Source organism: Pseudomonas putida group bacterium ESBL64 (assembly GCF_045277175.1).
Lineage (GTDB): Bacteria > Pseudomonadota > Gammaproteobacteria > Pseudomonadales > Pseudomonadaceae > Aquipseudomonas > Aquipseudomonas alloputida.
The window spans coordinates 4,013,577-4,038,142 of sequence record NZ_CP145799.1; the positions used below are offsets into that span (position 1 = coordinate 4,013,577).

Genomic DNA, 24,566 nt, shown 5'->3' on the forward strand with positions numbered 1-24,566 from the left:
ATGAGCGCAAATGCGGTCCCTTTGATCGGTGTCAGCGCCTGCCGTCAGCAGGTAGGGAAGAACTCCTCGCATACGGTCGGCGACAAGTATGTCGAGGCGGCCGGCTTTGCCGGCTTGCCACTGATCTTGCCGGCCCGTGATGGCGGCAGCGACACGCAAGCGCTGCTGGCCCGCCTGCACGGCATTGTTTTTACCGGCTCGCCTTCAAATATCGAGCCGCATCATTACAATGGCGCCCCCAGTGTGGCGGGTACCCGGCATGATTTGGCGCGTGATCGCCTGACCCTGCCGCTGCTGCAGGCAGCCATTGCCGTCGGTGTGCCCGTATTCTGCATCTGCCGAGGCTATCAGGAGCTGAATGTGGCCCTTGGCGGCAGCCTGCACCAGCGTGTGCAGGAACTGCCTGGCTACCTTGACCACCGCGAACCTGAGGACGCCCCCCTGGAGGTGCAATACGGCCCTCGCCACTCGGTCAGCATCGAGCCTGGCGGGTTGTTCGAGCGCATGGGGCTGGCGGCGCAGTTCGAGGTCAATTCGCTGCACAGCCAGGGCATCGACCGTCTGGCCCCGGGCCTGCGCGTCGAGGCACGGGCCCCGGATGGCCTGATCGAGGCGGTGTCCATGCCTGCGGCGCCGGGCTTTGTGCTCGGGGTGCAGTGGCACCCGGAGTGGCGCTTCAACGAAAACCCGGTTTCGCTGCGTCTGTTTCAGGCGTTTCGCGAGGCCTGCAATGCCTACGCAGCACGGGAGGGCTCACGGCAGGAATGATTCTGGCGTCAGCCGAAGGTCTCGGATGACTCGTCCCCGATAGCAAGCTTTCAATGAGTGAAAGCGAGCCTTGTACCCAAGGCTTGTTAAAACAATTCCAAAATTTACGGCAAATACTCATGAGCAATTACACAGAAGCCGGCCGCCCACCCGATGTGGCGGCCGACGCGGGCAACACTCAGCGCAGCAAAGGCCTGGCCAAGGGCCGCTTGGGCCTGCTGGCCAGCGTGGTGCTGGGCATTTCCACCATCGCCCCGGTCTATACCCTGACCGGGGCCCTTGGCCCGACCGTACGTGAGGTGGGCGCCCACCTGCCGGCCGTGTTCATCGTGGGCTTCCTGCCGATGCTGCTGGTTGCCCTGGGCTATCGCGAACTGAACTCGGCGGAGCCGGACAGCGGTACTTCGTTTACCTGGTCGGCGCGTGCATTCGGCCCGATGATCGGCTGGATCGGCGGCTGGGGACTGGTGGTTGCCACCACGATCGTGCTGTCGAACCTGGCAGGTGTGGCGGTGGACTTCTTCTACCTGTTCCTTGGCCAGATCACCGGCAAGCATGAGCTGGCAGCGTTGGCCGACAACCTGTTGATCAACATCGTTACCTGTTGCGTGTTCATTGGTTTGGCAGTGTGGATCTGCTGTCGGGGTATCGCCACCACAATGACTGTGCAGTACGGCTTGGTGGCCCTGCAGTTGCTGGTGTTGATCGGCTTTGCTTTCGCCGCTTTCGGCGGCACCACCGCGCCGCCACCGCTGGCGTTCGATTTCGCCTGGTTCAACCCGTTCGGTGTCGAGTCGTTCTCGGCCTTTGCCGCTGGTCTGTCACTGTCGATCTTCATCTTCTGGGGCTGGGACACTTGCCTGACCGTCAGTGAAGAATCGGTGGGCAGCGAAGAGGTGCCGGGCAAGGCCGCTACCTGGACCGTGATGTTGATTCTCGGCCTGTACCTGTTCACCGCCATCGCCACCCTGCAGTTTGCCGGTATCAGTGAAACGGGTCTGGGCCTGAACAACCCGCGCATCCAGGAGAACGTCTTTGCCCACCTGGCCGGCCCGGTCATGGGGCCGCTGGCGATCCTGATGTCCATCGCTGTGCTGGCCAGTACGGCGGCGTCGCTGCAGTCCACCTTCGTGGCGCCGGCGCGCACCCTGTTGGCCATGGGTTATTACGGCGCGGTGCCGCAGAAGTTCGCCAGCGTCTGCCCGCGCTCGCAAACGCCGCGCTATGCCACCATCTGCGCCGGCCTGGCCGCAGGCCTGTTCTACGTGACCATGCGTACGCTGAGCGAGAACGTGCTGGCAGATACCATCACGGCATTGGGCATGATGATCTGCTTCTACTATTCGCTGACCGCGTTTGCCTGCGTCTGGTATTTCCGAGGCAGCCTGTTCGACAGCTTGCGCCATTTCATCATGCGCGGCCTGTGCCCGCTGGTGGGTGGGGTGATCTTGTCGGTGATCTTCGTGCGTACCGCCATCGACAGCGCGTCGCCGGACTTCGGCAGCGGCTCGCATGTGGGCGGTCTGGGGCTGGTGTTCGTGATTGCCGCGATCATCTCGGTGCTTGGTATCGGCCTGATGATGCTGTCGCGCATGCGTGCGCCGGCGTACTTCCTCGGGGCTACCCTGCGTCAGCAGGCTACCTTGCCACTGCAGGAATAAACCAATGGGGCCGCTCTGCGGCCCTTCGCGGGCACGCCCGCTCCCACAGGCCGGTGCTCAGCCTCAGCCCAGCGCGGTATCGAGAAACATCATCACCGCAAACCCACCCATCAACCCTAGGGTCGCCGTTGTGTCCTACAGGTATGAACTGCAGATGGTCATGGTGGGGCAGTAGGACCTGGCACGGGTAATGGACTGGCGGCAGTGCTGGGCATCAAGGTCGAACCGGCGCTGGAAGCCCTAAAAGTCGCCGTCCACATCTAAAGCCTGGCGCAGTCCTTGCGGGAGCGGCCTTGTGTCGCGAAAAGGCTGCACAGCAGCCCCGGGATTTCAGCGTCGATGCAAATAATGCGGGGGCCGCTTCGCGGCCCTTTCGCGACACAAGGCCGCTCCCACTCGGATCGCGCCAGCTTTTAGAAATTGAGCAAGACAGTTGCTCCCAAAGGTGTGGCACAAGCCTCAAGGCAGTGATTAACCCGTGGGAGCGGGCGTGCCCGCGAAGGGCTGCAATGCAGCCCCCATCGATCTTTAGCCGATCATTTGCTTCAGCAGCGCCGCATGACGCTGCTGCTGCTTCTTCAACAGCAGCCGATTCGAGCGGAACACCGCTTTCAAGTCTGCCAGCGCCGCGTCGAAATCATCATTGATGATCACGTAGTCATACTCGTCGTAGTGCACCATCTCGCTGACCGCTTCCTTCATGCGCCCGGCAATGATCTCTTCGCTGTCCTGCCCGCGTCCGTCCAGGCGGTGGCGAAGCGCCTCCTGGCTTGGAGGCAGGATGAACACCGACAGCGCCTGTGGCATCAGCTTGCGCACTTGCTGGGCACCTTGCCAGTCGATTTCCAGGATCAGGTCGTAGCCTTGGTCCAAGGTGTGCTGCAGCGCGCTGCGCGAAGTACCGTAGAAGTTGCCGAACACTTCGGCATGCTCCAGAAAGTCTCCTTGCGCGATCAGCGTCTTGAACTCCTCGTGGACGACGAAGTGATAGTTCACCCCGTGCTGCTCGCCCGGGCGCATGGCGCGGGTAGTGTGCGAGACCGAGACGCGAATCTGCTGGTCGTCTTTGGTCAGGGCGGTGACCAGGCTGGTCTTGCCGGCACCCGAGGGGGCCGAAACGATGTAGAGGGTGCCGCTGCTGTGGTTCATGGTAGGGGTGGCCTTACTCGATGTTCTGTACTTGTTCACGCATCTGTTCGATCAGTACCTTCAGGTTGACCGCCGCTTGCGTGCTGCGTGGGTCGAAGGCCTTGGAGCCAAGGGTGTTGGCCTCGCGGTTGAGCTCCTGCATCAGGAAGTCCAGGCGCCGGCCAGCGGCGCCGCCACCCTTGAGCACGCGGCGCACTTCGGTGACGTGGGTGCTGAGGCGGTCGAGCTCCTCTGCCACGTCGCTTTTCTGGGCCAGCAGTACCATCTCTTGCTCCAGGCGCTGTGGGTCCAACTCGGCTTGCATGTCGCCGAAGCGGTCGAGAATCTTCTGCCGCTGCGCCGCCAGCATCTGCGGCACCAGGGCGCGCAGGGTCGTGACTTCGCTGGCCATGTTGTCCAGGCGTTCGTTGATCAGCCGCGCCAGTTCCTGGCCTTCGCGCTGGCGCCCGGCCTTGAGTTCGGCCAACGCTTCGTCGAACAGCGCCATGGCTTCGGCGTTCAGTGCCTGTGGGTCGCTGGTGTCGGCCACCAGCACGCCTGGCCATGACAGCACTTCCAGCGGGTTCAGGGGGGCAGGCTGCTTGATCAGGCCCGCCACTTCTTCGGCGGCGGCAACCAGTTGCTTTGCGCGCTCATGGTCCACTTTCAGCGGTTTGCCATTACTGTCTTCGTTGAGGCGCAAGGTGCATTCCACCTTGCCGCGTGACAGGCCCTGGCGCAGGCCTTCACGTACACCGCCTTCGAGGTCGCGCAGGGCCTCGGGCAGGCGCAGGTGCGGCTCCAGGTAACGGTGGTTGACCGAACGCAGCTCCCAGACCAGGGTGCCTTGGCTGCCGGCGCGCTCGACACGAGCAAAAGCGGTCATGCTGTGCACCATGGGGAGTACCTCGCGTAGATGAATGAACGGTGGGAGCCTCTCGGCTGCAAGGCGCAGGATTGTAGCGCAGTGTCGCCGTGGCGCCCAATCCGCCTATGTTACCGACGGGTGGCTACTGCGGTAGGAAAAGGCGACGGGCTGTGCCGGGCGCGACAATAGGCATGTCTTCCCCGGGCTGCGGGCTCTATAATGCTCGGCAGATTCAAAGTCCCAGTACAGGTATCCCAGATGAAACGTCCAAGTGGTCGCGTTGCCGATCAGCTCCGCTCGATCCGCATCACCCGCAACTACACCAAGCACGCCGAAGGGTCGGTACTGGTCGAGTTCGGTGACACCAAAGTCATCTGCACGGTCAGCGTTGAAAACGGTGTACCGCGCTTCCTCAAAGGCCAGGGCCAAGGCTGGCTGACCGCCGAGTATGGCATGCTGCCGCGCTCCACCGGCGAACGTAACCAGCGTGAAGCCAGCCGTGGCAAGCAGGGTGGCCGCACCCTGGAAATCCAGCGCCTGATCGGCCGTTCGCTGCGCGCCGCGCTGGACATGAGCAAGCTCGGTGACATCACCCTGTACGTCGATTGCGACGTGATCCAGGCCGATGGCGGTACCCGTACCGCGTCCATCACCGGCGCCATGGTTGCCTTGTGCGACGCTTTGGCAGTCATCAAGAAGCGCGGCGGCCTCAAGGGCGGCAACCCGCTCAAGCACATGATCGCAGCGGTATCTGTCGGCATGTACCAAGGCGAAGCGGTGCTCGACCTGGACTACCTGGAAGACTCCGCAGCCGAAACCGACCTGAATGTGGTCATGACCAGCGCTGGTGGTTTCATCGAAGTGCAGGGTACTGCCGAAGGCGCACCGTTCCAGCCGGAAGATTTCAACGCCATGCTCGCTCTGGCGCAGAAGGGCATGAACGAGATTTTCGAGCTGCAGCAGGCAGCACTGGCTGACTGAAGCCAGCCACGGAGGTGCGGGGCATGAGCGATTCGAACCTGTCGATCACCCCGCCCAATGCCGAAATCCGGCAATGGGCGATGTTCTGCCACCTCTCCGCGCTGTTGGGCCTGGTAGTGCCGCTCGGGCACCTGCTGGGCCCGCTGGTGCTATGGCACCTCAAGCGCGAGCAAGACCCTTTTATCGACGCCCAGGGCAAAGAGGCGCTGAACTTTCAAATCAGCGTGACCATTGCCGGGTTCATCTGCTTTCTGCTGATGTTCGTGTTTATCGGGCTGGTGCTGTTTGCCATGCTCACGGTGGCAGTGATGATATTGATCATCATTGCGGCGGTGCGGGCGAATGAGGGCAAGCCTTATCGCTACCCGATGATCTGGCGGCCGATCAAATAGCCACTGGGGCTGCAACGCAGCCCCAATGGCTATTTAGATGGTCAGCGTCCAGTCATAGTCGACGATCAGCGGCGCATGCTGGGAGAAGCGTGGCTGACGCGGCAGGCGAGCGTTGCGTACGAAGCGGCGCAGGCCCGGGGTGAGAATCTGGTAGTCGAACCGGTAGCCCAGGTTAAGCATCTCGGCCTGCTCGTTGTCTGGCCACCAGCTGTACTGGTCGCCTTCACGGCTGACTTCGCGCAAGGCATCGACATACCCCATCTCGCCAGTGATTGCATCCATCCAGGCGCGTTCTGGCGCCAGGAAGCCTGGCGACTGCTGGCTGTCACGCCAGTTTTTGATGTCGAGCTTCTGCTGCGCCACGTAGAACGAGCCGCAATAGATGTATTCGCGACGCTTGCGACGCTGCTTGTCCAGGTACTTGGCGAAGTCGTCCATCAACTTGAACTTCTGGTTCAAGTCTTCGTCGCCGTTCATGCCCGAAGGCAGCAGCAGGCTGGCAATACTGACTTTGTCGAAATCTGCTTGCAGGTAACGCCCGTAGCGGTCGGCTGTCTCGAAGCCCAGGCCGGTGATGACTGCCTTGGGCTGCATGCGCGAGTAAAGGGCCACACCACCTTGGGCTGGCACCTCCGCGTCGCAGGCATAAAGGAAATAGCCATCGAGCTGGAAAGCTGGGTCGTCGAGTTCAAAGGCCGAGGCGCGGGTATCCTGAAGGCAGATGACGTCGGCATTCTGGGCTTGCAGCCAGCTGAGCAAACCACGCTCGGCCGCAGCCTGAATGCCATTTACGTTCACACTGATGATCCGCATAAATGGCCCCATAAATCTCGTGCGTGTATGATACCCGAGCTCAACCCATTTAGCTAAATCCGTGGTGTCCGGGACTATTCATGCAGCCGTATCAGCGCGACTTTATCCGTTTTGCCATCGATCGCGGGGTACTGCGTTTCGGTGAATTCACCCTGAAATCGGGGCGTACCAGCCCGTATTTCTTCAATGCCGGCCTGTTCAACACCGGTTCCGCCCTGGCTGAACTGGGCCGTTGCTACGCCGCCGCCATCGTCGACAGCAAAATCCCCTTCGATGTGCTGTTCGGCCCGGCCTACAAGGGTATCCCTTTGGCAGCGACTACCGCCGTGGCCCTTGCCGACCAGCATCAGCTCGACGTGCCATGGTGCTTCAACCGCAAGGAAGCCAAGGACCACGGCGAAGGTGGCAGCCTGGTCGGCGCGCCGCTGGCCGGTGAAGTGCTGATCATTGACGACGTGATTACTGCCGGTACCGCCATTCGTGAGGTCATGCAGATCATCAACGCCCAGCAGGCCAAGGCCGCTGGTGTACTGATTGCGCTGAACCGTGAAGAGCGCGGCAATGGCGAACTGTCGGCGATTCAGGAAGTGGAACGCGACTTCGGTATCCCGGTGGTCAGCATTGTTTCGCTGACCCAGGTGCTGGAGTTCCTGGCTGACGATCCACAGTTGAAGCAGCACCTGCCGGCTGTGGAGGCCTATCGGGCGCAGTACGGGATCTGATCCTGGCCTAGGAATGAAAAAGGCGACCTTCTTCAGAGGGTCGCCTTTTTTTGTGCCGCCTGATCTGGCCCTTTCGCGGGTAATCCCGCTCCTACACGGGGATTTCCTTTGTAGGAGCGGGTTTACCCGCGAAGAGGCCAGTGCAGGCTAACCGATCAATCAGCGCGGCTTGCGGTTGGTAATCAGGGTGCCCACGCCGCTGTCGGTGAAAATCTCCAGCAGCACTGCATTCGGCACGCGGCCATCAATGATGTGCGAGCTGTTCACGCCGCCCTGTACCGCATCCAGCGCGCACTTGATCTTCGGCAGCATGCCGCCATAAATGGTGCCGTCAGCGATCAGTTCGTTGACCTGCTCGGTGGTCAGGCCTGTCAACACCTGGCCCTGCTTGTCCATCAGGCCGGCGATGTTGGTCAGCAGCATCAGCTTCTCGGCCTTCAGCGCCTCGGCCACCTTGCCCGCCACCAGGTCGGCGTTGATGTTGTACGACTCACCGTTGGCACCCACGCCGATTGGCGCGATGACCGGGATGAAGTCGCCCTTCACCAGCATGTTCAGCAGGTCGGTGTTCACGCTCACCACTTCACCGACGTGGCCGATGTCGATGATTTCCGGAGTGGTCATCTCTGGCGTCTGGCGGCTGACGGTCAGCTTGCGGGCGCGGATCAGCTCCGCGTCCTTGCCGGTCAGGCCGATGGCGCTGCCGCCGTGGCGGTTGATCAGGTTGACGATGTCTTTGTTGACCTGGCCACCCAGCACCATCTCCACCACGTCCATGGTCGCCGAGTCGGTGACGCGCATGCCGTCGATGAAGTGGCTCTCGATCGACAAGCGCTTGAGCAGGTCGCCGATCTGCGGGCCACCGCCGTGGACCACCACCGGGTTGATGCCCACAGCCTTCATCAGCACGATGTCACGGGCGAAGCCCGTCTTGAGCTCCTCGCTCTCCATCGCGTTGCCGCCGTACTTGATCACCAGGGTCTTGCCGACAAAGCGGCGGATGTAAGGCAGTGCTTCGGACAAAACCTCGGCTACATGGGAAGCGGCATCGCGATCGAGGGTCATGCAGGGCTCCTGTAAGGAACAGATAGTCGGTCAGAACGGCAGTTGCAGCTCAGGCTCTACCCGCAGCAACTGGGTGCGGAAAACATCCTTGATACGTTGCAATTCGGCGTCGCTGTCGGCCTCGAAACGCAGCACCAGCACCGGGGTGGTGTTGGAGGCGCGAACCAGGCCCCAGCCATTGGCGTAGTCGACCCGCACACCGTCAATGGTGGTCAGGTGGGCTTCGCCCCAGTCGGCGTCGCGTTGCAGTGCATCAATGATGCTGAATTTACCCTCGTCGGTCACATCAATATTGATTTCCGGCGTGGAAATATCATTCGGGAAGGCGGCAAACAGGTCTTCGGCGCTCTGCTGGGTCTTGCTGAGGATCTCCAACAGGCGCGCGGCGCTGTAGATACCGTCGTCAAAACCGTACCAACGTTCCTTGATGAAGATGTGACCGCTCATCTCGCCTGCCAGCAGCGAACCGGTCTGCTTCATCTTCTTCTTGATCAGCGAATGGCCGGTTTTCCACATCAAGGCGCTGCCACCGTGCTGTTCGATCAGCGGGGTCAGGCGGCGGGTGCATTTGACGTCGAAGATGATCTCGGCACCTGGGTTGCGCGACAGCACGTCCTGGGCAAACAGCATCAGCAGGCGGTCGGGGTAGACGATGCTGCCGGTGTTGGTCACCACGCCGACGCGGTCGCCGTCACCGTCGAAGGCCAGGCCGATATCGGCACCGGTTTCCTTGACCTTGGCGATCAGGTCTTCGAGGTTCTCCGGCTTGCCCGGGTCCGGGTGGTGGTTGGGGAAGTTGCCGTCGACCTCGCAGAACAGCGGGATCACTTCGCAGCCCAGGGCTTCGATCAATTGCGGTGCAACCACGCCAGCGGCGCCGTTGCCGCAGTCCACCACCACCTTGAGCTTTTTCGCCAGCTTTACGTCGCCGACGATCTGCTGGAAGTAGCGGTCGAGGATCTCGACCTTTTCCACGCGGCCTTGGGCCAGGGTCAGGTCGTTGGTTTTCAGGCGGGTCAGCAGGGCCTGGATCTGTTCGTTGGCCAAGGTGTCACCGGCGATGACGATCTTGAAACCGTTGTAGTCCGAAGGGTTGTGGCTGCCAGTCAGCATCACACCGGACTTGCCGGCCAGCACGTTGGCTGCGTAGTACAGCGCCGGGGTAGGCACCAGGCCGACGTCGCTGACGTGGCAGCCCGCATCGACCAGGCCCTTGATCAGCTGTTCCACCAGCATCGGGCCCGACAGGCGGCCATCGCGCCCTACCGAAACCTGCGGTTCGCCCTGGGCCAGGCTTTGCGCGCCGATGGCGCGGCCGATCCAGTAGGCGGTTTCGGCGTGAAGGGTCTTGCCGACCACGCCGCGTATGTCATATGCGCGGAAAATGCTGTCGGGCAATGCGGCGGGGACCAGGTGGGCCATGTCGTTCATCTCTGGAAGCTCCATTAGTCAAAGGCTTTCTGGGCAGGCGCAAACTGAACGCTTGGACGGTGGTTTCGCCAGAGAGTTCGCCATCCTTGGCCTGAACGGTCATTTGCCGGCTCAGTGGCTGCCGGAGTGACCGAAGCCGCCAGCGCCACGCTGGCTTTCGTCGAATGCTTCGACGATGTCGAAGTGAGCCTGCACCACCGGTACCAGCACCAGCTGGGCGATGCGCTCGCCCACCGCGATGGTGAACGGCGTGTTGCCGCGGTTCCAGCACGACACCATCAGCTCGCCCTGGTAGTCCGAATCGATCAGGCCGACCAGGTTGCCCAGCACGATGCCATGCTTATGGCCCAGGCCCGAGCGCGGCAGGATGACTGCCGCCAGGCCCGGGTCGCCGATGTAGATCGACAGACCGGTAGGAATCAGAATGGTCTGGCCCGGCTCGAGGAGGGTGTCTTCCTTGAGCAGGGCGCGCAGGTCGAGGCCGGCGGAGCCGGGGGTGGCGTACGCGGGTAGCGGGAATTCGCTGCCCAGGCGTGGGTCGAGGATCTTGGCTTGAAGAGCGTGCATGTAACTTATTGAACCTGGTTAAGCCGTTCGGCGATGAAGGCGACCAGTTGCCGGGCAATCTTGCCCTTGCTGGTCTGCGCGAAGAGGGTCTGGTGCTGCTGGCGGTCGATCACGGTCAAGGCATTTTCTTCGCTGTTGAAGCCGATGCTGGGGTTGGCCACATCATTGGCGACGATCAGGTCGAGGTTCTTGTCCTTGAGCTTGCGCGTGGCGTAATCGAGCAGGTGCTCGGTTTCGGCGGCAAAGCCGACGCTGAACGGGCGGTCGGCGCGGCCAGCAATGGTGGCAAGGATATCGGGATTACGCACCATCTGCAGCAGCATGCCGTCGCCGGTCGTAGGATCTTTCTTCAGTTTTTGTGTGGCAACCACTTCGGGGCGGTAGTCCGCAACCGCTGCCGAGGCAATGAACAGGTCGCACGGCATGGCCGCTTCACAGGCCGCGAGCATGTCTCGCGCGCTGACGACGTCGATGCGGCTGACCCGGTCAGGGGTTGGCAAGTGCACAGGGCCCGTGACGAGGGTCACCCGAGCCCCTGCTTCGGCGGCCGCTTCGGCCAGGGCGAAGCCCATCTTGCCGGAGCTATGATTGGTGATGTAGCGCACCGGGTCGATGTTTTCCTGGGTCGGCCCGGCGGTGATCAGCACGTGCTTGCCGGTCAGTGCCTGGCGCTTGAAGCTTTCCGCGGCGCACCAGGCCAGGTCGGTGGCTTCTAGCATGCGCCCCAGGCCGACGTCGCCACAGGCCTGGCTGCCGGATGCCGGGCCGAACACCTGAATGCCACGGCTCTTGAGCAGCTCGAGGTTGGCCTGGGTGGCCGGGTCGCGCCACATGGCCTGGTTCATCGCCGGCGCCACGGCGACGGTGGCGTCAGTGGCCAGCACCAGCGTGGTCAGCAGGTCGTCTGCCATGCCTTGGGCCATGCGTGCCATGAGGTCGGCGGTGGCAGGGGCGATCAACACCAGGTCCGCCCACTTGGCCAGTTCGATATGGCCCATGGCTGCTTCGGCGGCCGGGTCGAGCAGGTCCATGTGCACGGGGTGGCCCGACAGCGCCTGCAGGGTCAGCGGGGTGATGAATTCGGCACCACCCCGTGTCATGACGACGCGCACCTGCGCGCCGTGCTCGAGGAGACGGCGAATCAGCTCGGCGCTTTTGTAGGCGGCAATGCCGCCACCCACGCCGAGAACGATGCGCTTGCGATACAGCCGCTGCATAGGCTTGCCTTTTTCCAGTGAGAGCGGGCGACGACGTTTGAAATGCCTGCGGCGGAACGTCGCATGTACGAGGCGAAATAGATTAACACAGGGCCGAAATGGGCCGCAGCAAAGGCAGGGGTGGAATGAACATCAGGGAGTGGCCGGCGGAAGAACGGCCTAGGGAGAAGTTGTTGCAGCGAGGGGCAGGGAGCCTGACAGATACGGAGCTGCTGGCCGTTTTTCTCGGCTCAGGCGTACGTGGGCGTAATGTCGTGGAGCTTTCGCGAGGCTTGTTGGTGAAGTTCGGCAGCTTGCGCCGGTTGCTGGAGGCCGACCGCGAGGCCTTCGTCGGCGAGCTTGGGTTGGGCCCGGTGAGGTACAGCCAGCTGCAGGCACTGCTTGAGATCGGCCGCAGGCACCTTGCAACGTCGATTGAGCGCGAGTCTGCCATGGACAGCCCGGCAGCGGTGCGACGCTACCTGAAAGCCATGCTCAGGCATGAGGCCAGCGAGGTGTTCGGGTGTCTGTTTCTCGATACCAAGCACCGGCCACTGGCATTTGAGATCCTGTTCAGGGGCACGATAGATCGGGCGAGTGTCTATCCGCGAGAGGTGGTGCGACGGGCGTTGGTGCACAACGCTGCGGCATTGATCCTGTGCCACAACCATCCTTCAGGGATCAGTGAACCGAGTCAGGACGATGTGCATTTGACCCTGTCGTTGAAGCGGGGGCTGGCGTTGATTGATGTGCGGGTGCTGGATCACATCATCATTGGTGATGGGGAGCCGTTGTCGATGGTCGAGCATGGGTGGATTGTGGCCTGAGGGACTACTGAGAGCCTTATAGGGTCAGTACGGGCCCTTTCGCGGGTAAACCCGCTCCTACAGGGGTAGCGTCAACTGCCAGGCTGGCGCTGTCCTGTAGGAGCGGGTTTACCCGCGAAGAGGCCGGTACAGGCTTATTTGGTCACCGTCACCTTGCTGAAATCCAGCCGCCCGAACGGGCTCACCTGGTACCCCTCGACGCCTTGGCGCAGCAAGGTCGCCGCCGTCGGGTGCGCCAGTGGCACCCACAGCGCCTGCTGCTGGATCAGTGTCTGCGCCTGCTGGTACAGCCGGCTGCGCACGCTCTGGTCGTTGGTGGTGCGCCCGGCGCTGATCAACTGGTCGAGGCGGCTGTCGCAGAAGCGTGCGAAGTTGGTCCCTGACTCTACCGCCGCACAGGAAAACTGCGGGCTGAGGAAGTTGTCCGGGTCGCCGTTGTCGCCCGCCCAGCCCATGAACAGCAAGTCATGCTCGCCGGCCTTGGCGCGGCGTATCAGTTCGCCCCACTCGATCACGCGGATCTCCGCTTTCACGCCAATCTTCGCCAGGTCGGCTTGCAGCATCTGCGCGCCAAGGCTGGGGTTGGGGTTGAGCAGGCTACCCGAGGGCCGGGTCCAGATGGTGGTACTGAAGCCTTCGGCCAGCCCGGCCTTGGCCAGCAGGGCTTTGGCTTTCTTCAGGTCCAGCGGGTAGCCGGGCAGGTCCTTGGCGTAGCTCCAGGTGTTAGGGGGGTAGGGGCCGTTGGCAGCCACCGCAGAGTCTTCGAACACGGCCTTGAGGTAGGCCTGCCTGTCGAAGGCCAGGTTGATCGCCTGGCGCACTTCCGGCTTGTCCAGCGGCGGGTGCTGGCTGTTGATGGCGACGAAGGCAGTCATGAATGCCGGGGTGGTGGCCACCTTGAGGTTACCGTCCTTGCCCGCTTCGGCAATGTCCAACGGCTTGGGCGACAGGGCAACCTGGCACTCGCCACGCTTGAGCTTCTGCAGGCGCACGTTGGCATCGGTGGTGATGGCGAAGATCAGCGGGTCGATCGCGGGCTTGCCGGCGAAGTAGTCCGGGTTGGCGCGGTAGCGCACCACGGCGTCTTTCTGGAAACGCTGGAACACGAACGGCCCGGTGCCGATCGGTTGGTTGTTGAGATTTTCGGGTGTGCCGGCCTTGAGCAGCTTGTCGGCGTATTCGGCGGAGTAGATCGAGGCGAAGCCCATGCTCAGGGTGGCCAGGAAGGTGGCGTCCGGGTGGCTGAGGGTGAAGCGCACGGTGTTCGGCGACGGTGCCTCGATCGCCTTGATCAGGCTGCCCAGCTGCAGCGATTGGGCATGCGGGTAGCCGCCCGGCGCAGTTTTGTGCCAGGCATGGGCCGGGTAGAGCATGCGCTGGAAGCTGAACAGCACGTCGTCGGCATTCAGCTTGCGGCTTGGCTTGAAGTAGGGGGTGCTGTGAAACTTGACGTCATCGCGCAGGGTGAAGTCATACACCAAGCCGTCGGCCGATACCGTCCAGCTGGTCGCCAGGCTCGGCACCACCTTGCCTTGCGCCGCATCGAACTCCACCAGGCGGTTCATCAGCACGTCGGCGGTGGCGTTGGTGGTAGTGAGCGAATTGTACTGCACCACGTCGAAACCTTCGGGGCTGGCCTCGCTGCAAACGCTCAGCGGAGCGGCCTGGGCAACGCCGGCGGCGAACAGGGAGGTGAACAATAAGGAAAGTGCGGCGGCACGCATGGTGGCTCCTTGGCTGTCAGTGGCCCATCTGCCAGTGCAGTCTGTAAAAGGCCTACCCTAGTGCGCCCGCCGGCAAATGACCACACCCTTTTTTGCAAATCTTGCGACGAGCGGTCGACGACTGGCGGGGCCTGCCGCTATGCTGGCCCGGCGCGTTCTGGCTAGCGGTAATGTGCATCTACTGTTGTTGCGGCCAAGTCTTTCTGGTATAAAGCAGCGCTCTTTTCTAGGGGCTCGGCCTGTCGCATCAGCGGATCCGGTCGATAAGGCCTCCAGAATCACGGCGCCCAGGCGCCAAAGACTGAGAGATTAAGCGGCCAACCCATGCCGGGTTGGGCATGTGGTTTTAGAGGGCTGAGTCATGTCGAGAGTCTGTCAAGTTACTGGTAAGGGTCCAGTAACCGGGAACAACATTTCCCACGCAAACAACAAAACCCGTCGTCGTTTCCTGCCGAACCTGCAGCACCACCGTTTCTGGGTTGAATCCGAGAAGCGTTTCGTGCGTCTGCGCGTTTCCGCCAAAGGCATGCGTATCATCGACAAGCGCGGCATCGACGCCGTTCTGGTTGACATCCGTAAAGCTGGCGCCAAGGTTTAAGGGAGAGCATCATGCGTGAATTGATCCGTCTGGTTTCGAGTGCCGGTACCGGCCACTTCTACACCACCGACAAGAACAAGCGCACCACCCCGGACAAAATCGAGATCAAGAAATATGATCCGGTTGTTCGCAAGCACGTGGTGTACAAGGAAGCCAAGATCAAGTAATTGATCGGCGACCTGAAAAAAAACCCGCATCCGAAAGGACGCGGGTTTTTTTTGGGCTGCAGCAGGGTCAGTTGAAGGCGAAGCTCTGGATCATCAGGTCGGCGTCGGCCTTGATCTGGATGCGCTCGGCGTCGTAGTCGCGGGTGGACATCTCGTTGGGGCCAACCACGCGAGTGCGCCCGGTGAGGGCGCAGATGGTGCCTTTCAGTTCCGGCACGTAGCGGGTGCCGACCAGGTGAGCGAGGGTTTGCAGAACTTCTTCGTTGGTCATGCTGATTTTCCTTGTGAGGCTGAATGGCCCGAAACGGGCAGGGTCATCCTCACGCATGCCTGCAAACTCCCTGCGCTACATAATTATTTCTGCTCGAACATCACATAGATCTTGCGGCACGGCTCCAGCACCTCCCAAGTGCCTTTGAAGCCGGCGGGGATGACAAACCGATCGCCGGCACGCAGGGTTTTAGCCCCACCGTCCTGGTCGCGCAGCACCGAAACGCCCTGGACGATCTCGCAGTATTCGTGCTCCGTGTAGTTCACTGTCCACTGGCCCACCTCACCTTCCCATACGCCAGCGGCAAACTGCCCACACGGGCTGGAATAATGGTTGTAGACCGCCTGGTCCGGTTCGCCCTTGAGAATTTTCTCTGCAGCCGGGCGGTAGCGTTCGGCTTCGGTGAGGACCTGCGCGAAGTCGATGATGCTATCGATACTCATGGTTCGGCTCCTGTTGTTGTTTAATAAAATGAACATCAGTAGGCTTTTGAGCCTCTCGTGTCAAATATATTGATAGTTTACACCGGCTGGTTTAGGGTATCGCTTGCCAGTGTGCGCTTGGCGCCCGGCCAGAATTCTGACAACGCCTGTGAGTCCTCAGTGCGGCGTTGCACCTAAACAAGAGGAGGAGTTTCGTATGACCACCCTGACCCGTGCGGACTGGGAACAACGTGCCCAGCAACTGAAGATCGAAGGCCGTGCCTTCATCAACGGCGAATACACCGATGCCGCATCCGGTGAAACCTTCGAGTGCCTGAGCCCGGTCGACGGACGCTTCCTGGCCAAGGTTGCCAGCTGCGACCTGGCCGATGCCAACCGCGCTGTTGAAAACGCCCGTGCCACCTTCAACTCCGGCGTGTGGTCGCAGCTGGCCCCGGCCAAGCGCAAGGCCAAGCTGATCCGTTTCGCCGACCTGCTGCGCAAGAACGTCGAAGAGCTGGCGCTGCTGGAAACGCTGGACATGGGCAAGCCGATTGGCGACTCCTCCAGTATCGACATCCCAGGTGCGGCCCAAGCCATCCACTGGACTGCCGAAGCCATCGACAAGGTCTACGACGAAGTTGCCCCGACCCCGCATGATCAGCTTGGCCTGGTTACTCGCGAGCCGGTAGGTGTGGTCGGTGCCATCGTACCTTGGAACTTCCCGCTGCTGATGGCCTGCTGGAAGCTCGGCCCGGCGTTGGCCACCGGTAACTCGGTCGTGCTCAAGCCGTCCGAAAAATCGCCGCTGACTGCCATCCGCATCGCCCAACTGGCGATCGAAGCCGGTATCCCGGCTGGCGTGCTGAACGTGCTGCCAGGCTATGGCCACACCGTGGGCAAGGCACTGGCCCTGCACATGGACGTCGATACCCTGGTGTTCACCGGTTCGACCAAGATCGCCAAGCAGCTGATGGTTTACGCGGGCGAGTCGAACATGAAACGCATCTGGCTGGAAGCCGGTGGCAAGAGCCCGAACATCGTCTTTGCCGACGCCCCGGACCTGCAAGCTGCCGCCGAGGCCGCCGCCAGCGCCATCGCCTTCAACCAGGGCGAAGTGTGCACTGCAGGTTCCCGCCTGCTGGTCGAGCGTTCGATCAAGGACAAGTTCCTGCCGATGGTGGTAGAGGCCCTGAAGGGCTGGAAGCCAGGCAACCCGCTGGACCCGCAGACCACTGTCGGTGCCTTGGTCGATACCCAGCAGATGAACACCGTGCTGTCGTACATCGAGGCTGGCCACAAGGACGGCGCCAAGCTGCTGGCCGGCGGCAAGCGCACCCTGGAAGAGACCGGCGGCACTTACGTCGAGCCGACCATCTTCGACGGCGTGACTAACGCCATGCGCATTGCCCAGGAAGAAATCTTCGGCCCGGTGCTGTCGGTGATTGCCTTCGACACCGCCGAAGAAGCCGTGGCCATTGCCAACGACACCCCGTATGGCCTGGCCGCTGGTATCTGGACTTCGGACATTTCCAAAGCCCACAAGACCGCCCGTGCCGTGCGTGCGGGCAGCGTCTGGGTCAACCAGTACGATGGTGGCGACATGACCGCGCCGTTCGGTGGCTTCAAACAGTCGGGCAACGGCCGTGACAAGTCGCTGCACGCACTGGAGAAGTACACCGAGCTGAAGGCGACCTGGATCAAGCTGTAACCCGGTAGGTCCTCTTCGCGGGCAAGCCCGCTCCTGCAGGTCTTCGCGACCGATGCAGGAGCGGGCTTGCCCGCAAATGGGCCCCTGGAAATATTGGCTGGGAGGCTGCAATGCGTTGGGGTACCTACTTCGCCGTACTGGCATCGGTGCTCAGTGTCGGGCTGGCGCTCGGCGTGAGCATGCCGCTGGTGTCCCTGCGCCTGGAGGCCTGGGGCTACGGCAGCTTCGCCATCGGCGTGATGGCGGCAATGCCGGCGTTGGGCGTACTGGCCGGCGCCAGCCTGGCCAGCCGCCTGGCAGGGTGGGTTGGCGTACCGTCGGCGATGCGCCTGTGCCTGTGGGGCGGGGCGCTGTCGATTGGCCTGCTCGCGTTGCTGCCTAGTTACCCGTTATGGCTGCTGCTGCGGCTGATGATCGGCATGTCCCTGACCGTGGTGTTCATCCTCGGCGAAAGCTGGATCAACCAACTGGTGGTCGAACAGTGGCGTGGCCGGTTGGTGGCGCTGTATGGCAGCAGCTACGCCTTGAGCCAGTTGGCCGGGCCGTTGGTGCTGGGTTTCCTTGGCTCTGATGACGACTTCGGCTTCTGGGCGGCGACCGGCCTGCTGCTGGCCGCGCCGCTGGTTCTGCTGGGGCGTGGTGGGGCGCCGAGCACGGAAGCCTGCAGTGTCACCTTTGGCGACCTGTTCGCTTTCTGCCGACGCTTGCCGGTAATTGCCTGGGCCATTGCCCTGTTCGCCTCGTTCGAGGCGATGATCCTCACGTTGCTGCCGGTGTATTGCCTGCAGCAGGGCTTCAGTACCGAAATCGCCTTGTTCATGGTGAGTACCGTGGTGGTGGGTGATGCGGTGCTGCAGTTGCCCATCGGCGCGCTGGCCGACCATATGTCGCGACGTACCTTGTTCACTGGCTGTGCGGTGACCCTGCTGGTGTCCAGCCTGGCGATCCCGCTGCTGTTGCACACACCGGTTATCTGGCCATTGTGGGTGTTGTTCGGCGCCAGTGCCGGCGGCCTGTTCACCTTGTCGCTGGTGCTGATCGGTGAGCGCTACCGCGATGATGAGTTGGTACGGGCCAATGCCCACGTGGCTCAGCTGTGGGGTATTGGCTGTTTGCTCGGGCCGTTGTTGGCGGGGGCGGGGAGCCAGTGGATCAGCGGGCATGCGTTGCTGTTCCTGATGGCGGCCGGGGCTGCGGGGTTGGTGGTATTGACCCGGCGGCGCGGAGCCTTTGAGCCGGTTTCTGCCTGATGATTGTTGGGGGCCGCAAGGCCCCCGGAATCGCAGCTACAGCATCTTCTCCAAGCCAACCGCCTTGCTGATCCAGGCATTGAGCCGCCGCCAGACCCCACCCGGCTCAGACGTCAGCACGTGCCGGCGGCCATTGTCCTCGGTCGCCCACACCAGCTTGTTACCTATCAGTTTCACCTGATAGCTCAGCGCAGGCGCCATACCCTGCTGGGCCAGCTCGCGGGTGTATTCGGCCAGCTCCGGGCTGTCCACCAGTACCCCGACCTCGGTGTTCCACAATACTGAGCGCGGGTCGAAGTTGAACGAGCCGATGAAGGTCTTGCGCCGGTCGAACACGATCGCCTTGGTGTGCAGGCTCGAATCCGAGCTGCCACGGAAACTCAGTCGCCCCGCGCTGGGGTCGCCTGGCTGGCGGCGAAGCTCGTAAAGCTGCACCCCGTGCTCAAGCAAGGCACGACGATAGGGTGCATAGCCTCCATGCACTGCCGGCACGTCGGTGGCTTCCAGCGAGTTGGTCAGCAGCTTCACCGAAACGCCAGCGTCGGCGCGGCCGGTCAGGTACAGCAGCCCCGGTTCGCCCGGTACAAAGTAGGCCGATGCCAGGACCAACTCGCGGTGCACGTTAGCCAGGTCCGGTGCCAGTTGCTGGCTCAGCAGTAATTGCGGGTCCGGTTCGTCTTCGGCCAACACCTTGCTGGGCGCATCCCATAGCGCCTGGGCGTGAGCCCAGATCAGCTCGTTGCGCCACACATCCAGGCGCGGCTGCGACTGGTAGGCCATCAAGCGGTCGTACAGGGCCTTGCGCTGGGTCCTGGCTTTGGCCAGCGACACTTCCAGGCGCTGGCGGCTGGCCCGCAGGTCGTTGGCATCCGGGTCATGCCAGAGGAAGTCGGTGATCGGCCGGCTGAGGGCGCTGTTCCAGTACTGGTCGAAGCTGTGCCCCAACTGCTCGGCTACCGGGCCCACGCCCAGCAGGTCGATGTCGGTGAAGTTGAGGTTGGGCTCGGCATCGAAATACTCGTCGCCCAGGTTGCGCCCGCCGACGATGGCCATGCTGTTGTCCACCAGGAACAGCTTGTTGTGCATGCGCCGGTGCTGGCGCGACAAGTTGAACAGCCGGCCCACGGCGCGCGTAACGCCGGTACTGCGCCCCAGATGCAGTGGGTTGAACACTCGAATCTGGATGTTCGGGTGGGCATTAAGGGTGCCCATGACGGTGTCCAGGCCGTCGCTGGTGGTGTCGTCGAGCAGGATGCGCACGCGCACGCCACGGTCGGCAGCGCGCAGCAGTTCATGCACAAGGGCGCGGGTACTGAGGCCGTCGTGGACGATGTAGTACTGCAGGTCGATGCTCGCCTGGGCGTTGCGTATCAGTTCGGCGCGGGCGCGAAATGCCTCGTTGCTGTTGGGCAGCAGGCGAAAGCCCGAGCGGCCGCCATAGGGCGCGGCTTGGCGCAGCACCGAGCGGCCAAAGGCCGAATCGTGGGCAGGCAACGCCTGACTGGTTTCGCGGGGCGCGCTGATGCTTGTGCAACCGGCAAGGCCGAGCAACAACACCAGCAGCAGAGGCAAGGCTCGCTGGAGTCTCAAGGGTGGACCGTCCTGTGCAGCAAGGGCTTTAGGGGTTTGACCGTGACGGGCGGCGCAAAGTTACGCGTCGGCGCTTTCGTCATCCAGTAGACGAAGGGCGGTTTCACCTACCTTACGCACGGAGGCTTCGATTTGCGGCGTTGGCCTGGCGGCGAAATTCATGCGCAGGCAGTGGCGGAACTTGCCCGAGGCCGAAAAGATGCTGCCCACGGCAACCTGCACGCCCTGCTCCAGTAAAGCGCGGTTCAGCCGAAGCGTATCGAGATGTTCGGGTAATTCCACCCACAGCATGAAGCCGCCCTGGGGCCGGCTCACCCGGGTGCCCGCCGGGAAGTAGCGGGTCACCCAGTCGCCCATCAGGTCGCGGCCACGCTGGTACTGGCTGCGCATGCGCCGCACATGGGGCTGGTAGTGGCCGCCGGCGATGAAGTCAGCGATGGCCAGCTGAGGCTGGCTGGCGGTGCTGCCGGTGCTGATGTACTTCATGTGCAGCACACGCTCCAGGTAGCGCCCGGGCGCCACCCAGCCGATCCGCAGGCCGGGCGCGAGGGTTTTGGAGAACGAACTGCAGAGCAGCACGCGGCCATCGTCGTCGAACGACTTCAGGGTGCGTGGGCGTGGGTAGGTATAGGCCAGGTCGCCGTACACATCGTCTTCCAGAATTGCCACGTCATAGCGTTGGGCGAGGCTCAACAGGGCCTTCTTGCGTGCCTCGGGCATGATGTAGCCCAGCGGGTTGTTGCAGTTGGGGGTGATCTGGATGAGCTTGATCGGCCACTGCTCCAGGGCCAGTTCCAGCGCCTCCAGGCTGATGCCGGTGACCGGGTCCGTGGGGATTTCCAGCGCTTTCATGCCCAAGCCTTTGAGGGTTTGCATGGCGCCGTGGAAGCTGGGCGAGTCGACCGCGACGATGTCGCCTGGCTCGCAGACCGCGCGGATGCTGCATGACAGCGCCTCATGGCAGCCGGTGGTGATCACCAGGTCGGCCGGCCCCAGGCGGCAGCCGGAGTCGAGCATCAGCCGGGCCACCTGTTCGCGCAGGGCCAGGTTACCGTGGATGTTGTCGTAGTACAGGCCAGGCATGTCCTGGCGCCGGCTCAACTGGGCAAGGCTGCGCAGCAGCGGCTTCAGGGTAGGGCTGTCGATGTCGGGCATGCCGCGGCCGAGTTGCACCACATCCTGGCGCGGCGTACTGCGCACCAGCTCCAGCACGTGTTCCCACTGCGAGATGTCCACCGGGCGCTGGGCCGGGCGGCTAACTGCGGGCAGTGCCGGCAACTGCCGTTGGTCGCTGACGAAGTAGCCGGACTTGGGCCGCGGCGAGACCATACCGCTGTCTTCGAGTATGCGATAGGCCTGCTGCACGGTGCTCAGGCTGACCCCGTGCTCCTCACTCAGTGCGCGCACGGACGGCAGGCGCTGGCCGGGGCGATAGAGCCCCTGCTCGATGCGGGCGCCGAGTATTTCGGCGAGATTCAGGTAGAGGGTCACGGCATACTCCTGCGCTGCATTGGCATAGCGACCGGTACAGTTGGCCCGAAAATACAGCATTCAGTCTGCCAGCGGCCAATTCTGTATGGGAATAATAAGGCTGTATTGGATCTGTATTGTCGAGGGTGCCGACGCGCATGCTTTCTCCACGGTAACCACTGAACGGGAGGATGCGGTGATGGGTGGCATGAGCGATGTGCGCTTGCAACTGTTGGCCAAGGAACTGGAAGCCGGGCAGCAGGCCAAGGTGTTCAACGCGCCAGAGGGTTTGGGGCGTTGGGGGCTGATGCTGCATCGCTGGCATACCCGCAGGGCGTTGCTGCAGCTGACCGATGACGAGTTGCGCGATGTTGGGCTGAGCTGGGAGCAGGCCCGGATCGAAGGGCAGAAACCCTTCTGGAAGGACTGACACGGTGGTCGCTGAAGGGCCTGTTGTGCCCCAGACTTGAAACTTGCTCCGACCCTGTGGGAGCGGGCATGCCCGCGAAGCGTCGCGGAGGATGGCACGGGCTTCGCCCGTGTTCGCGGGCACGCCCGCTCCCACAGGGGGCTAGTCAGCTCTTAGATTTTAAGCAAGACAGTTGCTGCCACAAGGATGGGGACTTTCAGGCCAGCTCTTTGAGGCGATGCCACAGCATCCCCAGCGCCAGCAGTGGCGAGCGCAGGTGCTTGCCGCCAGGGAAGGTGATGTGCGGCACCTTGTTGAAAAGGTCGAAGCGCCCGCTTTCCTGGCCACTGATGGCTTCACCCAGCAGGCGTGCGGCCAGGTGGGTGGCGTTGAGCCCATGGCCCGAGTAGGCCTGGGCGTAATACACGTTCGGCTGGCTGGCCAGGCGGCCAACCTGCGGCAGGCGATTGGCACCAATGCCGATCATGCCACCCCACTGGTAGTCGATGCGCACGTCGGCAAGCTGCGGGAACACCTTGAGCATCTTTGGCCGCATGTAGGCGGCGATGTCCTTCGGGTCGCGGCCTGAATAGTGGCAGGCACCGCCAAACAGCAGGCGGTGGTCGGCGGACAGGCGGTAGTAGTCCAGCGCCACGCGCTGGTCACACACCGCCATATTCTGCGGCAGCAATGCGCGTGCGCGTTCTTCGCCCAGCGGCTCGGTGGCGATGATGTAGCTGCCGGCCGGCAGCACCTTGCCGCCCAGTTCGCGGTTGAGGTCGTTGTGGTAGGCATTGCAGCACAGTACCAGGGTCTTGGCGCGTACCCGGCCTTGGGCAGTATGCACCTGCACTTCTGTGCCGTAGTCGATGCGGGTGACTTCGGATTGCTCGAACAACTTCACGCCCAGGCGGGCGGCTGCGGCGGCTTCACCCAGTGCCAGATTGAGCGGATGCAGATGCCCGGAGCCCATGTCGACCAACCCGCCCACGTAGCAATCGGCACCGACCACGCTGTGGATATCGTCCTTGCCGACCAGCCGCAGCTCATGTGCATAGCCCAGACTGCGCAGGTCCTCGGCGTCTTGGGCAAAGCCCAGCAGCTCGGCGGGTTTGTTGGCCAGGTCGCAGTAGCCCCAGGCCAGGTCGCAGGCGATGGCATGCTTTTCAATCCGCTCGCGCACGATCTGTACGGCCTCCAGGCCCATCAGTTTCATGGTGCGCACGCCTTCTTCTCCGATGACCGGGAGGAACTGCTCCAGACCATGACCGACCCCTCGGATCAGTTGCCCGCCATTGCGCCCACTGGCGCCCCAGCCAAGTTTGCGCGCTTCCAGCAGGATGACCGAGAAACCACGCTCGGCCAGCTCGATGGCGGTGTTCAGGCCCGAGTAGCCGCCGCCGATGATGCACACGTCGGCGTTGTGTTCGCCTTGCAGGTAGGCGTGGTCGGGGTGTGGCGCGCTGCTGGCGGCGTAATAGGAGGCGGCGTGCTGCGCGCTGTGGATCATTGGGGCGGCCCTGAAAAATGGAGGGGGGACGAGGATAAGCTGTGCCATCGCGGCCGGGCAACCAGCGAGGGCTTCATACTCGTTCGCGGGTGAACCCGCGAATAAGCCTATAATCCAATCACTTTGTCAGCTTGTATCCCGTCATGTCCTGTAACCGCCACAAGATCCACTTCCTGCGCGAACTCATCCCCTCTTTCGAGTGCGAGCCCGGCTGCCACGACTGCTGCGGCCCGGTCACCACCTCGGCGGAGGAAATGGCCCGCCTGCCGCGCAAGTCCCAGGCCGAGCAGGACGCTGCTCTGGAGCGTCTGGACTGCGTGCACCTGGGGCCCAACGGCTGCACGGTGTATGAAGAGCGGCCGATGATCTGCCGGCTGTTCGGTACCACCCCGCGCATGGCCTGCCCGCGGGGTCGTGGCCCTGAACCGATGATCGACCCCGCCGCTGAACAGTTGGTCCACCAGTTCATTGCCACCACCCGCCAGGTGCTGGTCTAGCCTCAGTCCGGGATCGGCAGGCAGAGGCTCTCCTTCACCTCTTCCATTACGATGTAGCTCTTCGATTCGCGCACGTGCGGCAGTTTCAGCAGGATGTCCCCGAGCAGCTTGCGGTACGAGGCCATTTCCGAAATACGCGCTTTCACCAGGTAGTCGAAGTCGCCCGACACCAGGTGGCATTCCAGCACGTGGGGCAGCTTCAAGACCGCGCGGCGGAACTCCTCGAAGGTATCGCCTGACTTGTAGTCCAGGCTGATTTCCACGAACACCAGCAGGCTGCCCTTGAGGTGCTGCGGGTTCAGGCGGGCGTTGTAGCCCATGATGATGCCCTCGCGCTCGAGGCGGCGAACCCGCTCGGTACAAGGGGTGGTGGACAGCCCAACTTTCTCGCCCAGTTCGGTGAAGGAAATACGCCCGTCATTCTGCAGGATACGCAGGATGTTGCGGTCGATCTTGTCCAGTTCACGCTTGGTCTGGTGCTGGGTTCTCATAGGGGATGCCCCTCCGTGAAAGGCGATTTTGCCGAGA

Annotated in this window: 25 protein-coding genes and 1 pseudogene; 12 read left to right on the forward strand and 14 right to left on the reverse strand. The window is 62.7% G+C overall.

Annotated elements, in window-relative coordinates:
- Positions 1-768 (forward strand): gamma-glutamyl-gamma-aminobutyrate hydrolase family protein, encoded by a 768-nt coding sequence (locus V6093_RS18295; RefSeq protein WP_047603716.1) that lies wholly within the window; start codon positions 1-3, stop codon positions 766-768.
- 119 nt (positions 769-887) lie between these two features.
- Positions 888-2,429, forward strand: a complete 1,542-nt coding sequence (locus V6093_RS18300) for an APC family permease (protein WP_003253391.1) — start codon at positions 888-890, stop codon at positions 2,427-2,429.
- Positions 2,430-2,957: 528 nt separating this feature from the next.
- Here V6093_RS18300 and gmk read toward each other — a convergent pair.
- Positions 2,958-3,578 (reverse strand): guanylate kinase, encoded by a 621-nt coding sequence (gene gmk, locus V6093_RS18305; RefSeq protein ID WP_003253393.1) that lies wholly within the window; start codon positions 3,576-3,578, stop codon positions 2,958-2,960.
- Between the two features lie 13 nt (positions 3,579-3,591).
- Positions 3,592-4,455, reverse strand: coding sequence for a YicC/YloC family endoribonuclease (locus tag V6093_RS18310; protein WP_003253395.1), 864 nt, complete (start codon positions 4,453-4,455; stop codon positions 3,592-3,594).
- A 228-nt stretch (positions 4,456-4,683) separates the two neighbouring features.
- On the opposite strand from V6093_RS18310, the gene rph reads away from it, so the two are divergent.
- Positions 4,684-5,406, forward strand: a complete 723-nt coding sequence (rph, locus tag V6093_RS18315) for a ribonuclease PH (protein WP_003253397.1) — start codon at positions 4,684-4,686, stop codon at positions 5,404-5,406.
- Positions 5,407-5,429: 23 nt separating this feature from the next.
- Positions 5,430-5,798 carry a DUF4870 domain-containing protein gene (locus V6093_RS18320; RefSeq protein WP_003253399.1) on the forward strand — a complete coding sequence of 123 codons (369 nt, stop codon included), beginning with the start codon at positions 5,430-5,432 and terminating at the stop codon, positions 5,796-5,798.
- A gap of 33 nt (positions 5,799-5,831) precedes the next feature.
- Here the strand turns inward: V6093_RS18320 and V6093_RS18325 are convergent, their stop codons facing one another.
- Entirely contained in the window at positions 5,832-6,611 is a 780-nt protein-coding gene (locus V6093_RS18325) for an exodeoxyribonuclease III (RefSeq protein WP_003253401.1), read from the reverse strand.
- 80 nt (positions 6,612-6,691) lie between these two features.
- Between V6093_RS18325 and pyrE the strand changes: the two genes are divergently transcribed.
- Positions 6,692-7,333 (forward strand): orotate phosphoribosyltransferase, encoded by a 642-nt coding sequence (gene pyrE, locus V6093_RS18330; protein ID WP_014861506.1) that lies wholly within the window; start codon positions 6,692-6,694, stop codon positions 7,331-7,333.
- Between the two features lie 159 nt (positions 7,334-7,492).
- Here pyrE and argB read toward each other — a convergent pair whose 3' ends face one another.
- The 4 genes and pseudogenes from argB to coaBC all read right to left on the reverse strand — a co-directional run bounded on the left by argB (position 7,493) and on the right by coaBC (position 11,613).
- Complete coding sequence (gene argB / locus V6093_RS18335) at positions 7,493-8,398, reverse strand: acetylglutamate kinase (RefSeq protein WP_004575216.1); 906 nt, start codon at positions 8,396-8,398, stop codon at positions 7,493-7,495.
- 30 nt (positions 8,399-8,428) lie between these two features.
- Positions 8,429-9,796: pseudogene (locus V6093_RS18340) on the reverse strand (phosphomannomutase/phosphoglucomutase); the annotation flags it as partial.
- A gap of 144 nt (positions 9,797-9,940) precedes the next feature.
- A complete protein-coding gene (gene dut, locus V6093_RS18345; RefSeq protein WP_003253408.1) occupies positions 9,941-10,396 on the reverse strand; it encodes a dUTP diphosphatase in 456 nt (151 codons plus the stop codon).
- A 5-nt stretch (positions 10,397-10,401) separates the two neighbouring features.
- Positions 10,402-11,613 (reverse strand): bifunctional phosphopantothenoylcysteine decarboxylase/phosphopantothenate--cysteine ligase CoaBC, encoded by a 1,212-nt coding sequence (gene coaBC / locus V6093_RS18350; RefSeq protein ID WP_003253409.1) that lies wholly within the window; start codon positions 11,611-11,613, stop codon positions 10,402-10,404.
- 125 nt (positions 11,614-11,738) lie between these two features.
- On the opposite strand from coaBC, the gene radC reads away from it, so the two are divergent.
- On the forward strand, positions 11,739-12,419 hold the full coding sequence (radC, locus tag V6093_RS18355) for a DNA repair protein RadC (protein WP_020190327.1): 681 nt from the start codon (positions 11,739-11,741) through the stop codon (positions 12,417-12,419).
- Between the two features lie 134 nt (positions 12,420-12,553).
- Here the strand turns inward: radC and V6093_RS18360 are convergent, their stop codons facing one another.
- Positions 12,554-14,143, reverse strand: a complete 1,590-nt coding sequence (locus V6093_RS18360) for an ABC transporter substrate-binding protein (RefSeq protein ID WP_179053195.1) — start codon at positions 14,141-14,143, stop codon at positions 12,554-12,556.
- Positions 14,144-14,504: 361 nt separating this feature from the next.
- Here V6093_RS18360 and rpmB point away from each other — a divergent pair, with 361 nt between their 5' ends.
- Both rpmB and rpmG read left to right on the forward strand, forming a co-directional pair.
- Positions 14,505-14,741 (forward strand): 50S ribosomal protein L28, encoded by a 237-nt coding sequence (rpmB, locus tag V6093_RS18365; RefSeq protein WP_003253504.1) that lies wholly within the window; start codon positions 14,505-14,507, stop codon positions 14,739-14,741.
- A gap of 11 nt (positions 14,742-14,752) precedes the next feature.
- Positions 14,753-14,908 (forward strand): 50S ribosomal protein L33, encoded by a 156-nt coding sequence (gene rpmG / locus V6093_RS18370; RefSeq protein WP_003253507.1) that lies wholly within the window; start codon positions 14,753-14,755, stop codon positions 14,906-14,908.
- Positions 14,909-14,975: 67 nt separating this feature from the next.
- On the opposite strand, the gene V6093_RS18375 is transcribed toward rpmG, so the two are convergent.
- Both V6093_RS18375 and V6093_RS18380 read right to left on the reverse strand, forming a co-directional pair.
- Positions 14,976-15,179 carry a hypothetical protein gene (locus V6093_RS18375; protein WP_003253508.1) on the reverse strand — a complete coding sequence of 68 codons (204 nt, stop codon included), beginning with the start codon at positions 15,177-15,179 and terminating at the stop codon, positions 14,976-14,978.
- 83 nt (positions 15,180-15,262) lie between these two features.
- Positions 15,263-15,622 (reverse strand): cupin domain-containing protein, encoded by a 360-nt coding sequence (locus V6093_RS18380; protein ID WP_003253509.1) that lies wholly within the window; start codon positions 15,620-15,622, stop codon positions 15,263-15,265.
- 196 nt (positions 15,623-15,818) lie between these two features.
- On the opposite strand from V6093_RS18380, the gene V6093_RS18385 reads away from it, so the two are divergent.
- Both V6093_RS18385 and V6093_RS18390 read left to right on the forward strand, forming a co-directional pair.
- The gene (locus V6093_RS18385; protein WP_003253510.1) at positions 15,819-17,312 is read left to right on the forward strand and encodes an aldehyde dehydrogenase; all 1,494 of its coding nucleotides are present in this window, start codon (positions 15,819-15,821) and stop codon (positions 17,310-17,312) included.
- Between the two features lie 110 nt (positions 17,313-17,422).
- Complete coding sequence (locus V6093_RS18390) at positions 17,423-18,562, forward strand: MFS transporter (RefSeq protein WP_003253511.1); 1,140 nt, start codon at positions 17,423-17,425, stop codon at positions 18,560-18,562.
- A 36-nt stretch (positions 18,563-18,598) separates the two neighbouring features.
- Here V6093_RS18390 and V6093_RS18395 read toward each other — a convergent pair whose 3' ends face one another.
- Positions 18,599-20,152 carry a phospholipase D family protein gene (locus tag V6093_RS18395; protein WP_003253512.1) on the reverse strand — a complete coding sequence of 518 codons (1,554 nt, stop codon included), beginning with the start codon at positions 20,150-20,152 and terminating at the stop codon, positions 18,599-18,601.
- A 60-nt stretch (positions 20,153-20,212) separates the two neighbouring features.
- Positions 20,213-21,643 (reverse strand): PLP-dependent aminotransferase family protein, encoded by a 1,431-nt coding sequence (locus V6093_RS18400; protein WP_003253513.1) that lies wholly within the window; start codon positions 21,641-21,643, stop codon positions 20,213-20,215.
- Positions 21,644-21,821: 178 nt separating this feature from the next.
- On the opposite strand from V6093_RS18400, the gene V6093_RS18405 reads away from it, so the two are divergent.
- Positions 21,822-22,052: a DUF1127 domain-containing protein gene (locus V6093_RS18405; protein WP_012054093.1), complete on the forward strand. Its 231-nt coding sequence runs from the start codon at positions 21,822-21,824 to the stop codon at positions 22,050-22,052.
- Positions 22,053-22,248: 196 nt separating this feature from the next.
- Here V6093_RS18405 and V6093_RS18410 read toward each other — a convergent pair whose 3' ends face one another.
- Positions 22,249-23,541, reverse strand: a complete 1,293-nt coding sequence (locus V6093_RS18410) for an FAD-binding oxidoreductase (RefSeq protein ID WP_047603708.1) — start codon at positions 23,539-23,541, stop codon at positions 22,249-22,251.
- Positions 23,542-23,684: 143 nt separating this feature from the next.
- Here V6093_RS18410 and V6093_RS18415 point away from each other — a divergent pair, with 143 nt between their 5' ends.
- A complete protein-coding gene (locus tag V6093_RS18415; protein WP_003253518.1) occupies positions 23,685-24,038 on the forward strand; it encodes a YkgJ family cysteine cluster protein in 354 nt (117 codons plus the stop codon).
- A 2-nt stretch (positions 24,039-24,040) separates the two neighbouring features.
- Here V6093_RS18415 and V6093_RS18420 read toward each other — a convergent pair whose 3' ends face one another.
- Entirely contained in the window at positions 24,041-24,529 is a 489-nt protein-coding gene (locus V6093_RS18420) for an Lrp/AsnC ligand binding domain-containing protein (protein ID WP_003253520.1), read from the reverse strand.
- Positions 24,530-24,566 lie beyond the last annotated feature (37 nt).

Bases quoted from the DNA above. Each gene is read 5' to 3' on its own strand.
- V6093_RS18295 (WP_047603716.1), top strand. From the start codon at position 1: ATGAGCGCAAATGCGGTCCCTTTGATCGGTGTCAGCGCCTGCCGTCAG.
- V6093_RS18300 (WP_003253391.1), top strand. From the start codon at position 888: ATGAGCAATTACACAGAAGCCGGCCGCCCACCCGATGTGGCGGCCGAC.
- gmk (WP_003253393.1), bottom strand. From the start codon at position 3,578: ATGAACCACAGCAGCGGCACCCTCTACATCGTTTCGGCCCCCTCGGGT.
- V6093_RS18310 (WP_003253395.1), bottom strand. From the start codon at position 4,455: ATGGTGCACAGCATGACCGCTTTTGCTCGTGTCGAGCGCGCCGGCAGC.
- rph (WP_003253397.1), top strand. From the start codon at position 4,684: ATGAAACGTCCAAGTGGTCGCGTTGCCGATCAGCTCCGCTCGATCCGC.
- V6093_RS18320 (WP_003253399.1), top strand. From the start codon at position 5,430: ATGAGCGATTCGAACCTGTCGATCACCCCGCCCAATGCCGAAATCCGG.
- V6093_RS18325 (WP_003253401.1), bottom strand. From the start codon at position 6,611: ATGCGGATCATCAGTGTGAACGTAAATGGCATTCAGGCTGCGGCCGAG.
- pyrE (WP_014861506.1), top strand. From the start codon at position 6,692: ATGCAGCCGTATCAGCGCGACTTTATCCGTTTTGCCATCGATCGCGGG.
- argB (WP_004575216.1), bottom strand. From the start codon at position 8,398: ATGACCCTCGATCGCGATGCCGCTTCCCATGTAGCCGAGGTTTTGTCC.
- dut (WP_003253408.1), bottom strand. From the start codon at position 10,396: ATGCACGCTCTTCAAGCCAAGATCCTCGACCCACGCCTGGGCAGCGAA.
- coaBC (WP_003253409.1), bottom strand. From the start codon at position 11,613: ATGCAGCGGCTGTATCGCAAGCGCATCGTTCTCGGCGTGGGTGGCGGC.
- radC (WP_020190327.1), top strand. From the start codon at position 11,739: ATGAACATCAGGGAGTGGCCGGCGGAAGAACGGCCTAGGGAGAAGTTG.
- V6093_RS18360 (WP_179053195.1), bottom strand. From the start codon at position 14,143: ATGCGTGCCGCCGCACTTTCCTTATTGTTCACCTCCCTGTTCGCCGCC.
- rpmB (WP_003253504.1), top strand. From the start codon at position 14,505: ATGTCGAGAGTCTGTCAAGTTACTGGTAAGGGTCCAGTAACCGGGAAC.
- rpmG (WP_003253507.1), top strand. From the start codon at position 14,753: ATGCGTGAATTGATCCGTCTGGTTTCGAGTGCCGGTACCGGCCACTTC.
- V6093_RS18375 (WP_003253508.1), bottom strand. From the start codon at position 15,179: ATGACCAACGAAGAAGTTCTGCAAACCCTCGCTCACCTGGTCGGCACC.
- V6093_RS18380 (WP_003253509.1), bottom strand. From the start codon at position 15,622: ATGAGTATCGATAGCATCATCGACTTCGCGCAGGTCCTCACCGAAGCC.
- V6093_RS18385 (WP_003253510.1), top strand. From the start codon at position 15,819: ATGACCACCCTGACCCGTGCGGACTGGGAACAACGTGCCCAGCAACTG.
- V6093_RS18390 (WP_003253511.1), top strand. From the start codon at position 17,423: ATGCGTTGGGGTACCTACTTCGCCGTACTGGCATCGGTGCTCAGTGTC.
- V6093_RS18405 (WP_012054093.1), top strand. From the start codon at position 21,822: ATGGGTGGCATGAGCGATGTGCGCTTGCAACTGTTGGCCAAGGAACTG.
- V6093_RS18410 (WP_047603708.1), bottom strand. From the start codon at position 23,541: ATGATCCACAGCGCGCAGCACGCCGCCTCCTATTACGCCGCCAGCAGC.
- V6093_RS18415 (WP_003253518.1), top strand. From the start codon at position 23,685: ATGTCCTGTAACCGCCACAAGATCCACTTCCTGCGCGAACTCATCCCC.
- V6093_RS18420 (WP_003253520.1), bottom strand. From the start codon at position 24,529: ATGAGAACCCAGCACCAGACCAAGCGTGAACTGGACAAGATCGACCGC.